At 54.4% G+C, this 12,981-nt stretch carries 16 protein-coding genes; 3 read left to right on the top strand and 13 right to left on the bottom strand.

Annotated elements, in window-relative coordinates:
- Positions 1–100 precede the first annotated feature (100 nt).
- The 4 genes from B2A78_RS05490 to B2A78_RS05475 form a co-directional block, all read right to left on the bottom strand.
- A complete protein-coding gene (locus B2A78_RS05490) occupies positions 101–1,510 on the bottom strand; it encodes an amino acid permease (protein ID WP_077728900.1) in 1,410 nt (469 codons plus the stop codon).
- A gap of 30 nt (positions 1,511–1,540) precedes the next feature.
- Entirely contained in the window at positions 1,541–3,556 is a 2,016-nt protein-coding gene (locus B2A78_RS05485) for a hypothetical protein (protein ID WP_143735076.1), read from the bottom strand.
- Positions 3,557–3,987: 431 nt separating this feature from the next.
- The gene (locus B2A78_RS05480; protein WP_077728899.1) at positions 3,988–4,278 is read right to left on the bottom strand and encodes a DUF2442 domain-containing protein; all 291 of its coding nucleotides are present in this window, start codon (positions 4,276–4,278) and stop codon (positions 3,988–3,990) included.
- Positions 4,275–4,610 carry a DUF4160 domain-containing protein gene (locus B2A78_RS05475; RefSeq protein WP_240502411.1) on the bottom strand — a complete coding sequence of 112 codons (336 nt, stop codon included), beginning with the start codon at positions 4,608–4,610 and terminating at the stop codon, positions 4,275–4,277. Before B2A78_RS05475 ends, B2A78_RS05480 begins: the two co-directional genes overlap by 4 nt.
- On the opposite strand from B2A78_RS05475, the gene B2A78_RS25970 reads away from it, so the two are divergent.
- Entirely contained in the window at positions 4,603–4,917 is a 315-nt protein-coding gene (locus B2A78_RS25970) for a hypothetical protein (protein WP_168175352.1), read from the top strand. The genes B2A78_RS05475 and B2A78_RS25970 overlap by 8 nt on opposite strands.
- Positions 4,918–5,094: 177 nt before the next feature.
- On the opposite strand, the gene B2A78_RS05465 is transcribed toward B2A78_RS25970, so the two are convergent.
- The 8 genes from B2A78_RS05465 to B2A78_RS05430 all read right to left on the bottom strand — a co-directional run bounded on the left by B2A78_RS05465 (position 5,095) and on the right by B2A78_RS05430 (position 11,482).
- Entirely contained in the window at positions 5,095–5,316 is a 222-nt protein-coding gene (locus B2A78_RS05465; protein ID WP_077728897.1) for an addiction module protein, read from the bottom strand.
- A 217-nt stretch (positions 5,317–5,533) separates the two neighbouring features.
- Positions 5,534–5,842 (bottom strand): transposase, encoded by a 309-nt coding sequence (locus B2A78_RS05460; protein WP_077728896.1) that lies wholly within the window; start codon positions 5,840–5,842, stop codon positions 5,534–5,536.
- Positions 5,843–6,100: 258 nt separating this feature from the next.
- Entirely contained in the window at positions 6,101–6,691 is a 591-nt protein-coding gene (locus B2A78_RS05455; protein ID WP_077728895.1) for a hypothetical protein, read from the bottom strand.
- A 54-nt stretch (positions 6,692–6,745) separates the two neighbouring features.
- Positions 6,746–7,738, bottom strand: a complete 993-nt coding sequence (locus B2A78_RS05450; RefSeq protein ID WP_077728894.1) for a hypothetical protein — start codon at positions 7,736–7,738, stop codon at positions 6,746–6,748.
- Positions 7,739–7,832: 94 nt separating this feature from the next.
- Complete coding sequence (locus tag B2A78_RS05445) at positions 7,833–8,426, bottom strand: super-infection exclusion protein B (RefSeq protein WP_143735075.1); 594 nt, start codon at positions 8,424–8,426, stop codon at positions 7,833–7,835.
- 107 nt (positions 8,427–8,533) lie between these two features.
- Positions 8,534–9,298 (bottom strand): potassium channel family protein, encoded by a 765-nt coding sequence (locus tag B2A78_RS05440; protein WP_077728892.1) that lies wholly within the window; start codon positions 9,296–9,298, stop codon positions 8,534–8,536.
- 396 nt (positions 9,299–9,694) lie between these two features.
- Complete coding sequence (locus tag B2A78_RS05435) at positions 9,695–10,522, bottom strand: hypothetical protein (RefSeq protein ID WP_077728891.1); 828 nt, start codon at positions 10,520–10,522, stop codon at positions 9,695–9,697.
- Positions 10,523–10,585: 63 nt separating this feature from the next.
- Entirely contained in the window at positions 10,586–11,482 is an 897-nt protein-coding gene (locus B2A78_RS05430) for a phage exclusion protein Lit family protein (RefSeq protein WP_077728890.1), read from the bottom strand.
- A gap of 217 nt (positions 11,483–11,699) precedes the next feature.
- Between B2A78_RS05430 and B2A78_RS26975 the strand changes: the two genes are divergently transcribed.
- Both B2A78_RS26975 and B2A78_RS26840 read left to right on the top strand, forming a co-directional pair.
- Positions 11,700–11,912 (top strand): phage integrase N-terminal SAM-like domain-containing protein, encoded by a 213-nt coding sequence (locus B2A78_RS26975; protein WP_143735081.1) that lies wholly within the window; start codon positions 11,700–11,702, stop codon positions 11,910–11,912.
- Complete coding sequence (locus B2A78_RS26840) at positions 11,888–12,019, top strand: hypothetical protein (protein ID WP_276205336.1); 132 nt, start codon at positions 11,888–11,890, stop codon at positions 12,017–12,019. Before B2A78_RS26975 ends, B2A78_RS26840 begins: the two co-directional genes overlap by 25 nt.
- A 547-nt stretch (positions 12,020–12,566) precedes the next feature.
- On the opposite strand, the gene B2A78_RS05420 is transcribed toward B2A78_RS26840, so the two are convergent.
- Positions 12,567–12,977, bottom strand: coding sequence for a SelB C-terminal domain-containing protein (locus tag B2A78_RS05420; protein WP_346425834.1), 411 nt, complete (start codon positions 12,975–12,977; stop codon positions 12,567–12,569).
- Positions 12,978–12,981: the final 4 nt, after the last annotated feature.

The raw sequence follows: 12,981 nt of genomic DNA, 5'->3' as shown, positions 1-12,981 counted from the left end.
TCAAGACGAGATCCAGGCCCCAGCAGATCGGCCGGGTCTTCAATCATCCGTTCATGATGTTCGTTCATCGCATTGGTATGGATGAGCGGGCTCGCCGGCGTCACTCAAGACCCGCGCCCGAACCGGCGTTCATTCTGAACCGCCAATAGGCATAAAAAGGCAATCCGCCAGCCAGGAGCGCCAAGCCCAGCCCGGTCTCCCGCGGATTATGCATCGCCAGGCTGGTGCAGAATGCACCCGCCACCAGAAAGAACGCCAAGGGCACCCAGGGATAGCCCAAGGTCCGATAGGGTCTCGGCAGTGCCGGCTGACGGTGGCGCAGCACGATCACGGCGAGTGCGGTGATGCCGTAAAACGTCCACATGCCGAAGATCGCGTAATTGAACAGGTGCTCGAAGGCCCGCTCGTCTCGACCGAATACCAGGATCAAGCCGCCCGCCGCGAGGCCCTGCACGATCAAGGCCTTGGCCGGCGTCCGATGCACGGGATCTACCTCCCCCATGTGCCGGAAAAACAGCCCGTCGCGGGCCATCGCGTAGGACACACGGGCGCCACTCAGGATGGCGCCGTTCAGGGTAGCCAGGGTCGACACGATCGCCGCCGCCGTGATCGCCCTGCCGCCCCACTCCCCCAGGGCGGAGGACGCCATGTCCTGGGCCAAGCGCCCGGATTGCTGAACCGCAGCTAGCGGCAGGACATAGAAATAGGCCAGGTTGATCAAGAGGTAGACGGCCATCACGCCGATGATGCCGAAGATCAGAACGCGCGGGATCGTGCGCTGAGGATTCCGGATCTCCGCCCCGATCATGGTCACGTTGTTCCATCCATCGTAGGCCCACAATGCGGCCGCCAGCGCGGCGCCATAGAATTCGATGCCGTTCCGGGTCGAAGCCGTGGCAGCACCGGAAAAGTGTTCCCACGAGCCTTCGCCGCTCGCGAGGCCCAGGGCCGCCAAGGCCACGATGGCGCCAACCTTCAGCAGCGTCAGGACGGTCTGTACCTCGCTTCCCAGGACGACGCCGCCGTAATTCAAGAGGGTGAAGACCAGGATACTGGCGAGTGCCGCGAGCTGGACGCCGGTGAGCGTGAAATCCAGGCCGGCGACGGAAGACCCCCAAACCGGTTGATCGAGATCATGGATGAAGAAACCGAGAAAGATGGCGAACGCCGTGGCGACGCTGGCGATCGATCCGGTCTTGCCGATGACCACCTGTTGCCAGCCGAAGAGGAATCCCCATAAGGGGCCATAGGCACGCCGCAGGAAGACATATTCCCCACCGGCTTCCGGGAAGGTGGCGCCGAGCTCCGCATAACTGAGCGCCCCGGCGAGCGAAAGGAGCCCTCCGGCCAGCCAGACCAGGAACACCGCCCAGACCGTGCCCGCCTCGCGGGCTATGGTCGAAGGCACCAGGAATATGCCGGTGCCGATCACGGTGCCCGCCAGGATCGCCCCCGTGCCAAGCCATCCGATCCCCCGCTCCAGTTCGGGGCGCCTAGCGGGGAGGTTCATGGATTTCCGTATCCAACGCCATGTGGAACCTTAACGTGGAGGTCTGCGCATTTCATGGAACCAGCGACGGTACTGTTCCATGCGATTGCGCTGATCGGCCGGCGCACGCCGCACGCAGGTGGCATATTCGGCCGTTCCCGGTTCGGCGCCCCAGCGGAATTCCGGACAGTCGTTGGGATTGTAAGCCGTCTCGAACGCCGGCCGCCGCGCCAGGATATCGGCGACCGTCAATCGCCAGGTCGAACCGTCGCTCCGGGTATAGGCAACCTGCCGCTCTTGTATCAGCTTCCGATGCCGTTGCTCGATCTCTTCCCTGACGATTTCCGGCACCCGTCCGCCGAGCACGAAAAGCTCGGGATAACGGACGATGCGCTCCGGGAAACGTGTCAGCACGTCCATGGCGATCAGGAGGCGCATGTCCCGGGAGGGCGTCGAATAGTCCTCCCAGGGTCCGACGGTCTCGAAGATCGAAGGCCCCGTCGGCATCGGGATGATGGCCCCTGGATGATGCCTCTGAAAATTCTCGCCGTTCTCGACGGCGTGAACTCGTGTCTCCAATTGTTCGACCAAGGCGTCGAGCACGGATTCGTAGGCTTTTTCGGCGTCCAGCCCCTCAGGATCGATGAGCCGCATCATGCGCGCGTAGAAATCCTCCGCCGGAAGCTCGGCCTGCTCCGCCGAATAGGGTGCGATGAAGGGATGCTCCGCCAAATCCGCGTTGCTCTGGAGGCGCAGAGGCCCCTGCCCCTCTCTCCCGAGCGGCCGAAAGGATTTGAAGCCCGGACCCGCGCTCTTCACGTCATCGACAAAAAGAAACGTGCCTTCCCAGAAGCGTTTGCGGCCGACCGAGTTGTCCGGCTGCGCGTCGACGGCGAGGAGCAATCCGGCCTGATCGCCCGTTTGCGGGACCCATTTCACGATGACCAGGATATGCCCAAAGGGATCGGCGTAGACCGTGCCGGGCCACAGGTTTTCGCGTTTGAGCTCGACCGGGTAGAAGTCCGTGCCGTCGTCTTCGAGTGCCGTTCGGGCATTCCCCGAGTGAACCGTATCCATCAGCCGCCGGGACAGATCTCTGAAGACCGAAGCAGGTGCCGATTTCGCCGAAAAGCGCTGGTCGATGATGGCCGTTCCACAGCGCGGCGGCCTGAGCGAAGTTCCTCGATCGCAGGCGCGAAACGCCACCGGCAATCCGATCTTCCAGGCGAAGTAGGCGCGGAGGAAATACGGGAGGTCCGCGCAGTCCGGCGTGGCGGGAAGCCTCTCGTCCTCGCCCTGGCCGAAGTGATCGTGAAGGAAGTTCCGCTCCGGGTTCCTGAGGATCGGTTCGAGAGAGGGCAGTGTGTAGTTTTCCTCGATCGGCGCATCGAAAAGGCGTTCGATCCAGGCGGAATATAGCCCCTCGTGCCGCCGGTCCCATTCGGCTCCGGTGCGCTCCGATCCGGCCTCGGCGTCGTTGCCGACGATCAGGCGGCGGCATGCGACCATCTCGCCCTGTCTCCGCGCTTCGATGCGGTAGGCTCCAGGGACGGCGTGATCGATGAAGGAGGCCGCGCTCCACGGAGGTCCGCCCCGCCAGGTGACGGCCAAGGCTAGTTCAGCGCCATCCGGCGCGAAGGCTCTCAGTTCGCTCACCGGCCCGTCAGTCGCCACGACCATGAGCTTGAGCGGCTCGCCGATCACCGGCTTTTCCGGCGATGTCCAAACGGACGCGGCCCCGCCCTCCGGGCACGGCTCGGCATCTGCTCCGTCCAGTGCCCGGCAGAGTGCCGGCAACATCGTTGCCATGCCGATGGCGAGAAGCAATATACCCCTTAGGAGATTTCCCGGAAAAAATATCCCTGCGGACGCGTAGGCCGGATTAAGCAAAGCGCATCCGGCACTTCCGCCGCCATCGCCGGAGACTGCTGCCGCCTTACTCGGGTCTAGGTATGCTGCACCCATATGCATAAGAACATTGTCTATCGTATCGCCTAACGCCCTGCCCCGCCCCGCCCCGCCCGATCTGCCGTGCACGATGGCCAGGTTTCCCGGGCGATCTGGCATTCCTCGTCGGTGGAGATCCCCGAGGACACGTACCGGACTCGCCGGCTCTTTTCCGATCCTTTACCTCGACGCTTTGCTGTTTCAATGTTGAATGACAGCCAAGAACGAGCTCCGGAAGTTTGTTTTCGAGTGCGTAGTTTTCGGCCAAGGCCGCCACTCCCCCTGATCACTACCGGACGTCCGTGAACGCCCGCTTTTTCGAACTCGCGCGAGTGATTCGTGCCCAATCCGGCCGCTCAGCCTCCAACAACGGCGAGTATTGGAAAGACGCTCCCTGGTTTTCTGCTGATCGGCGAAATATTTAGAGCCTATCTCAGTAGGCCGTTCGCCCTGAGCCGAGTCGAAGGGCCTGTCCTGAGCCTGTCGAAGGACTCAGGACAGGCTTGTCGAACCGTGAACGGAATCCACTTGTTCAGAGGTTCCCTAACGAATTAGCTCAGCGGTGGAGTATCAGCGGAGTCCGCTGGAGCGCTTTGTTGGGCATCCCTCGTTGATGTGGCTTCCCAGCGTGCCTGAATAGTATCCGCAGATAGATCTGCTCCACAGTCCCATTCGACAAAATATCGACCATTGTGAACTCGCTCGAACTCGGCTTTGTCTTTTAACGGTGAGAATGCTTCAGAGCCGAGATATGGCTTTACGTCAAATAAACCGGTTTTTCCATCTTCGGATTTGATGTACAGCACGTAATTATCTTGTGGAATGACTTCCGCAATATTCATTGATCAAGCCCTCGAATCGGGAACGGTTTCTTGCCGTTGACGGCCAATTGCCAGTCAGCAAGCAAATCATCTTGGTGTATTTCAATCCATGCGACGACCAGTTTGTGTTTCCTCGGTGGAAGCTCTCCAACCAAAACGGCTCCGTCGAGAATCGAGTAAACGGCTACTTGGCCTTGATATTCGGCATGGATGTGCGGCACGTTGTGCTTGTCCGTATCATAGAAAAACATTCGAATGAGGATGCGTAAAACATCGAAATTGTTGGCATGATGATGACCTTTCCGGTTATGCCCAACGCAAAGGTAAGGGGCACGCCTCCAACGGATGTTCAACGAAGCCACCGAACCAGATCAAAAAACCAACCTTCAAAGCAGCCAACAGGCGGCACTTTCCTTTGAGCGCTGCGTTTGGCCAGCCCTGAATAGCGGTTTTGTAGGATGCGGTGAGGAACGAACCGCATCGTTCACTGCCGAAGGAGCGGAGCGACCGAGGCAGTCCGAGTTGAGCGCATTGTTCGGCATCAGTTTCGATGAACCCAATAGTACGGTTCGCGATGAAGATGCATTACTGCAAGAATTAGCAATTCGTCATTGCTCTCGTCGTGATGGTACACAATTCCATACGGGAACCGACGAATAAGACAGCGGCGAACGCCTTCTTCAATAAAGGGCTACATTCCGGGATGCGCGGTGGTTCGCTCTATCGCAGCGTAGACTTCCGTCGCGAATTGATACCCAAGCGTCTTTTCTCGTTCCTCGTAGTAATCGATTGCGAGTCGGAACTCCATTTGGGCTTCTGGATGGAAGGAGTACCGCATCACGAGAACCGTTTCCAGACCTCTTCAAAGACCTCTTCTCCCGATACCGGCTTAACAGAACCTGATTTAATCTCTTCCAGCCGCCGTTTGGCCACTTCAGCCCACTTCTTGTCGATTTCAGATTCTGGTGGGTTCAAGCTCTTGAGCACTGAGTCAGCTACCCGCGCGCGCTCCTCCACAGGGAGTGACTCGATTTCTCGCAACAGATCTTCTGTTTTCATGGGCCCTTCTCCCGCAGAGAGTTTCGTGTGATGTCTCAGTTTACTGCCGTATGAGCCTTTGCGCCTGCGGCATGCTCTTCACCGAACTTTGTATTAGATTCAATTTTTGGATAAATGGGGTCAGACACGATTATTCTCCTTCCTCGGACGCCAACTCCTTTGGAAGCTGCGCGTCGCTTGCTGAACAATTCTGTCGTCGCCTGGAACTTTTCGTCACCTAGCGCCCTTCCCATCGCGTGCCGCTGCGCTGGTAGGTGTAGTTGAAATATTGCTCATACTTGCGGGCAACGGATTGAATCACCATGCTGATGCTGTTCTCGAATTGCGGAGTAGCGAGTAGGTGGATATGGCTGGTCATCCAGACGTAGACGTGTATCTGCAAGCCATGTTTGCGGGACGCACCCACAAGGGCATCGCGGAAGAACTGGTAATCCGCATCGGCGGCGAAGATGATCTGCCGATTATTGCCGCGCTGGATGATGTGCTGGGGTTGGCCTGGCATGACGTAGCGGGGAAGGCGGGCCATGATATGCCTCGGAAAGTTAACACTGGTCAGTTTCGCGGAATATTCGTGTCTGACCCCATTTATTTAACGGTGATAGCAGCCCAACCCCAAAAAAGAAACCTGCCAGTATATTTCCAACGCCTGCTAGAACTTTGCTCATTTTTGCCAGTTAACGTTTCGGTTCACCCGACCGCAAAAGCGGCCTGATGATGCCAGACAATGCCAACAAAACAGTGCCGCTTTTGCGGGTCGGAGTGCAACCGATTGTTAGAAGTTTTTTCATTTCAGCAGGCTTTCCGTGCGCAGGAATTCGCGAAGGCCATTTTCCAGCTCGGCCTTGATTTCATCGATTTCGCGAAACACCAGCTCCTTCCTCCTCGGGGCCGGTTCGGCGGGCGTAAAGTCGTGAACGGCTCTCTTAAATTCATTGAATTGTCCGACCGCTCTCTCATGGAGGGCCAACAACGGTGAGGGAAGCAACAGACGTATTCTTCCTTCCTTTTCCGCCCACTCGGAGAGGAACTTTCCAAGAGAAGCTATGAATTCGTCCTTCGTGAATTTCATTTCACCGTTGGGCAGTTCCCGGTGGGCGTCTACGTAGGCTGTTCGCTGGCATAGCCGGTAGTGCCTGTAGAAGGTTGCGTAGTAATCGAGAATCAAGTCGAGATGATGCTCGTAGGAGGATTTCGTTAATCCTAGTTCATGCCGAAGTCCCTCTAGCTGCTTATCTAGCTTGGCCTTTTCGGTTTGAAGGATACGACCAGCCATTACGTTTCCAAGCCACTTGGTGAGGCCAACCACAATTAGGGCCCCACCTCCGAAGGAGGCGAGAACTAGGCTTACAACCTTGAATATGTCTTCAATCGTCATCGCGTTCCGAACTTCTAACGTTGCATTCAGCGGCTTGTCCGCTGCTATGCCTTGTTAATGTTCGCTTGGTTTGTTGTCGAAATTGGCAATTAGCTCATCGCAAGTAGAATAAAAATAGCTCGGCTGGTGCGATTTCATTATCGCTGAATATGGATTTCTTGGTTTATCATTCTTCTTGAAATCGAACTTAAACTTCAATGAATGGTAATACTGTTCGTCCAAGTACAACTGCATAGGAGGATGCACACCTGATTTAATGGCTTTTTTTGCCGCGTTCTCAATTGCCAATAATTCTGCAAACGGGACCCCTAAACTATTTAGGCAAACATGATTTTTCGTTTTAGATATATGAAGCAATGACTCGCCATAGTATTCATTGCTTCCTTGCGTAAGCGCAGCGTAAATTTTTAGGCCTAGAATTTCTTGATAAAGAAAATCAAGCTTTTTGATAACATACAAGATCTTTTCTGGACTATATGAGCACTTAACTCCGTTTTGGAAGTAGCCTACATCCCAGTTGCTCTTGAGAATCAAACTGTCAGCAAACGAAATAAAGGATATGCCTGGTTGATTCTCAGCTAATTCATCTATTTTATCTCTAAGTTTAATTAGCTTATCTTTATTTAGAGCGTTGCCTCTTATCGCATTTTTAACACCTATTGCGTCAACGAGTGCGAATACAGAATATTCTCGTAAGTGGAGATGTTCTAACCATTCATGATCTACGAAAATGTAGGGCTTAATACCGTACTGACAGCAGCCCACACATACCTTGATCATGTCCTTTGGCAGTGTGATTGAGACTTCATGAAATCTAGTGAAGGTGTTCGGGTACCACGAAAGCTCAAGGGAGGTGTCATTGATTTTTCTTACAACGACCAGGCTAACATAGCCTACTTCGTAAGGATTACACTCTTCCCTCCGGAGCATCTTTCCCAGCGCCTCATCAAATTCCTTTATATAGATCTCGCTCATAAGAACGCAATCTCTATCAAGAGGAATCTCTTCATAAAGGTACTTATCAATATCGCTGTCTTCAAATAACACTCATGACCCCAGCAAGAACATTAACGCCGCCGTTAACCCGGAGCGCGGGTTTTCGCGCGCGATCGGGTTGAACGGCTTGTTAGCGTACCGATGCTCATGTACGCCAGTGCAATGACTTTTTAAACTCTTGCAAAGCACGCTCCAGACGAGGATCGGTTCTCTCGCTTTCGGGCAGAAGATCGTCCTTGTGCCGCAGAAGATACAACCAAACGTCATCTGGTATGTGAAACGGCAGATCCAGAATGTGTCCTGACCCTTCCTGCAAAATCCCCTTGTGAACGAGCGATTGAGCGACGGGCCTTGTACGCTCTGCGCTCAAGGTCTGCTGCTCGTAGAAAAGGCAGTACTTGATCCACATGATCTCGGCGTCATTGAGGCTGCTTATTCGGAGCCCAAGCGTTTGCTCAAGTCGCATCAATCGGTCTAGTTCTTTTCGCGCTGCTCGTCGTCTCGCGAAAAAGCCTTCCGCTTTCGTGTCTAGATATCGGAATGCCGACGCGACCCAAAGCAGGCCTGTTACGACGAGACCGATCCAAAGGTATCCGAGATACTTGCTTCGAACCTCAGAAACACCGATTTGATCCGCGGCGTCTTTTGGGACGAAGAGAACAAACGTGATCGCAATGCAGACGACCCAAGCGTACTTGGTTACAAACTCAATAACACGATCTGTTGTCTTCTCTGACATATCCGCGCTAACGCCCTTGTTCAGCGGAACCAAACGCGAAGCGGCGTTTGCGCAACAATGCCGAAGGCATGCGCAAAAAGCCGCGCAGTGTTTGGGGTCCGCTGGAACTACTTGTTATGTTCTTCATCAGAGTTAGCAAGCTCATGAAAAGTTACTGAAATTGCAGTGCCAACCATCACCGCCAGCAGGATCAGCCCGAGTAACACCTGAATAATCACCAATATCTTGGTTGTATCATTGGTTGGATAAATGTCACCATATCCAAGCGTGGTCATAGTGACGACGCTAAAATAAAAAGAATCAAGAGAAGTTTCGAGTGGCTTGCTGAAAGATCCCTCTACCCATACAGATTGATATCTAAATAGCGCAGCAAATATGGCTGCGCTCCCAATATAAACGACAAAAATTGTTAAGACCCGTTGAACTAACTGAGGTATTTCTTTGATGCTTGAGAGAAAGCCTGAGAAATTATTTAGTATGTAATGGCTTAATGGTGAAATGGTTGCGGTGAGTACGAAAAACGCACCATACCCCCACAGAATCACTTCAGTGATGTTTTCGTTGAGTTGGCTCGACAGGTCGAATTTTTGCCGAAGATGCCCGTAGAGAAGGGCCATCACCAGATACCAGAACGGCAACTCAATAAGCTTATGAGTAAGCGTGGGTTCTTTTTTGTTCCGGGTGTGCAATGGAAACGGAACGAACCATTCCATCCGCTTGTAGCATACTAGGAGTATGGAGCTTAACAAGACCAAAGGAATTTCTGGTGCTATTGGCCAGTACAACCATACACTAAAAATAAATAAATGAAACATTCCAAATATTATTGGCAATGCCAGGATGGTTTCCTGTACTGACTTCTTTACACTCATCTGCGGGCTTTCTTTTGAACATAACGTTTATGAGTTGAGCACCGCGTTAAGACGGACATATAAACTCAGGCCGATTATCAAATTTACGCATGCGCTTATTGCGAGCCTGGTAACGCGTGTGCTTTAACGAAAAGTTGGGCGGGAATAGGCTTGCAAGTGGAATAACAGGGCGCCGGGAATAGTAATGAAAACTCCGGCTTAGCGAAGCGCCGTCGCGAGTGTGCATCAACCAGGTTATGCACCTCGCAAAGGTGCTTCGCTTATTATCGTGATTTTCCATTGCTGTCCACCAAGCGGGCTTAATATTCAATTACCAACGCGGATTCTATTCTGGCTCAACGCTACGCGTCAGCCGCGTGCGTCCTCGCACGTCGGCTGCACGCGTTTGTTAGCCGCTTATGCTCTCTTGTGAATTCTTCCGCCAACAGCGGTAGTGGCCTGTGCGTGTGCGACATATCTCCGGGCACCTTGGCTAGGACCATATGAACTGTCCCAGTCACCTTGCCACACCTCCACTTCCAGCAGAGGATCAGAATAGTCGCTTGGGTATTCGAGGAACTCGAACACCGCTACTACGGATTTGGCGGCAAGGGGCTTCAGGGATGGTTCTGCCACAACGCTGTCTATCGACACGCTGCTGACGCGAACCTCGGGAGACACTTCCCTCGCGGCATCATCAAGGGATATCTGCCTACTCCAATCCTTGATTCCGTAAAAGAACTGAGGAGGTAGGGGATTACGCTCTTGCGTTTCCTCGTCGTAGACGGTCAAGGCGCGGTAGAGCTCGCTACGGATTCTGTCTTCGTAGAGCCTGTAGGCCTTGGCGTACTCCGGTGCCTTGATTGCCCGTCCAAGAGCAGTTGCCTCCAAAAGTACGCGGGCTGCTCGGACCCAGATTACTCGGTTGTTGTTCTGGTCCTTAAGAAGCTCGATGACCTCGTCTAGACCCGCCTTAGCCTGCTCTAGAAGTATCTTCGAGCGATTCTCCTCTCGCTCCCGCGCCAGCTTTTCGCGATCTCGGGCGAATGCAAGCAAGGCAACAAGAACGCCGGAACTCGCCACGATCGCGGTGAGTAGCGGCGCTACCCCTACATTGGGTGGCAGTGTCGCACCTGTTAAGAAAGCCTTGGTCGCAAGACCTGCGGCAGCCATTGCGAGGACAAACACGATGGCAACGACACCGATCAGTATCCGAATGGCTAATGAGGTGAAGCAGTCCTTCATGTTCTCCCCGGCTAACGCCTGAATTAAGCCGCGCCGCGAAGCGGCGTCGGCTTGAATGAATTGTTAGCTGCCGCTTTTGGCGCGCGATATGTCGTATAGCAACTCACCAAGAATTTCTGAAAAGGATGCTCCATCGACATCTGCTGAAATTCCCGTGTCATGAAACAGGTACTGGAGAACGACGGTACACATAGCTTCTACTACTTCATCATTTCCAACTTGGTAGATTGCTGTGTTCTTGAATATTCGGTCGTGGGCTGCTGGATGTGTATTTCGTAAGCACGAGACAGTGTCGACCTCTAAGCTCTGTAAGCAGAGTACTGCGACGGTCAGGCCAAGCGCACGTTTCCTTAGCCTGGGGTCGTCTTGGGGCAGGCCATCCAATAGCCAATCAGTTGCATACCTATCTGCTTCTCGCTCCTCTTGCTCTGAGAAAGCAGTGTCGATCATTGGGTGCTGCAGAACAACATGCGCGATTTCGTGATGCAAGATCCAGGCGATTGTGCAAAGGAAAAGCTCAGTCGCAACCCGCGAGTCGTCACAACTGTCAGAATCCTGCTTTGGGCGAGGACCAAACTCAGGCCATTGGGCTGTGCCGGAGTTGACTAGGTTGGCTTTGGCCCATTGGAGAATATGGGTTGACTCCCTAAGCCTTTCGTTTCCAACGCAGTCAAACTGCTTTGCACCAGCGCGTTGTGCTGCTGCGTACTCTTGCGTCAGAACCCAGCAGTAATGAGAAAAGGCCCATAAATACTCCAGCGATGCTATGGGCAGCACAATCTCAGGTGTTTGGCTATCCGCGTCTAGTCTGACCCTGACACCGAACTTGGGCTCATCTACCATGACAAAGTCAATCTTGTGATTGTCACGTTGCTGTGCACAGAGGCTGGCTTTCTCCGGCGCCACATTGAATGGAGCACCTGCAATTTGGGCTTCAAGAAGACAGATGGGTGAGCGCATGTTTTTGGCAGCTAACTTTGTATCAGACACCTACGTCAGGTGTATAACACCGAGCAGTGAGGTGAATAACTCGGAATTTGTTATTCTAAGTATTTGTATTTAATACACTAGCTTCATGTAGACGGGGCTTATGGCCAAAGCAAATACACCGCCTGCCGCCGGTGGCCCGAAACTGCTGGATCAGGTGCGCGCCCGCGGCAGGACGAAGCATTAAGATATTAGTAGGGAAACGCAATCTGTCCAATGGGTCAGGCGCTTTATTCTCTTTAACGGCAGACACTATTCCCGCGACACGGGCATCGTCGAGGTGGAAGTGTTTCTGACGCATCTCGCGGTGGAAGGCAATGTGTCGGCGTCGACGCAGAATCAAGCCTTGGCGGCTCTCTTATTTCTCTATGAGCGACATTGGGCATCGCTTTACCGGGACTGAAGGACGTGAGCGCCATCATGATTTATACCCATGTGCTGAATCGGGGTGGGCAAGGTGTGGTCAGTCCCTTGGACGGATTGAACTGGAACTTTTCCCATCTGGTATAACGGACCAACACTTTCGTCGGCAAAGGTTCGCCGACCTACGCCGGGTGCCCGGCACCGGCACTTTCGGCCGGGATGAATGGTGTTTTGCCCAGGGGACAGGCTTTTCAGATCTTCTTTTCGGAAAGTTCGGGGTCATTCCAAATCGCTTTCAATAGCCGCGGAATCGGTGGGTTACGGCGCGTTCATAGCCCAGTGACCGCCAGAAAACGTTTTCTGGTACGCGCCTAACCCACCCTACGTAATGTTCAATTTAATGCCGAATGGAATAAGGGACTTAGCACTGACATGACATTGGCAAAATCCCTCTTCGGCAAGCTGTGAGGGGTGTTGCCGTTTAAGGAAGCTCTGGTTAAGTCCTTCGACAGGCTCAGGACGAACGGTAACGACTTGATTCCGTTCGTGGTGAGCCCTTCGACGGGCTCAGGACAGGCTTGTCGAACAGTGAACGGAATCCACTTGTTCAGAGCTTCCTTAACGGGTATCCGACCCTTTTGTTTCCCAGTGGAAACAGGAACAGGCTGCTCAGCGTTGGCGCAGGGCCAAGTGGTCAGAATTGCAGACCGTCGTTGCGCAGCAGGTGCGTGTCGCGCAGGCGGCGGGTCAGGCCGACGCGGTCGAAGTATTCCAGAATGTGGATGGCCAGCTTGCGGCCGGTGCCGATGCGGTCGCGGAACGGGGCGGCCGTGACCGTGCCGTCGGGCGCTTCCCGGGCGAGGTCGCGGACGATGTCGGCTAGCGCGGCGACGGCCGTCCGGTCGAAGTAGTGATCGTGGGCGACGCGGTAGACCCGGCCCATACGCGCCGCCTGTATCAGAAGCTTCCGCACCGCCGTTTCGTCCAGGGATTCGGCGCGGGCGATATCGCGCACCCGCGGCGGCTGGAAAGGCTGTTCCAGCAGTAAGGGCGCGGTCCGCCGCCATAGAAGATGCGCGGCCGAGACGTGGCGTCGGGAAAGGATTCCC

This window comes from Methylocaldum sp. 14B, from assembly GCF_002005105.1.
Taxonomy (GTDB): domain Bacteria; phylum Pseudomonadota; class Gammaproteobacteria; order Methylococcales; family Methylococcaceae; genus Methylocaldum.
The sequence above is the reverse complement of the archived record's forward strand: the minus strand, read 5'-3'. Positions and strand labels throughout refer to the sequence as shown.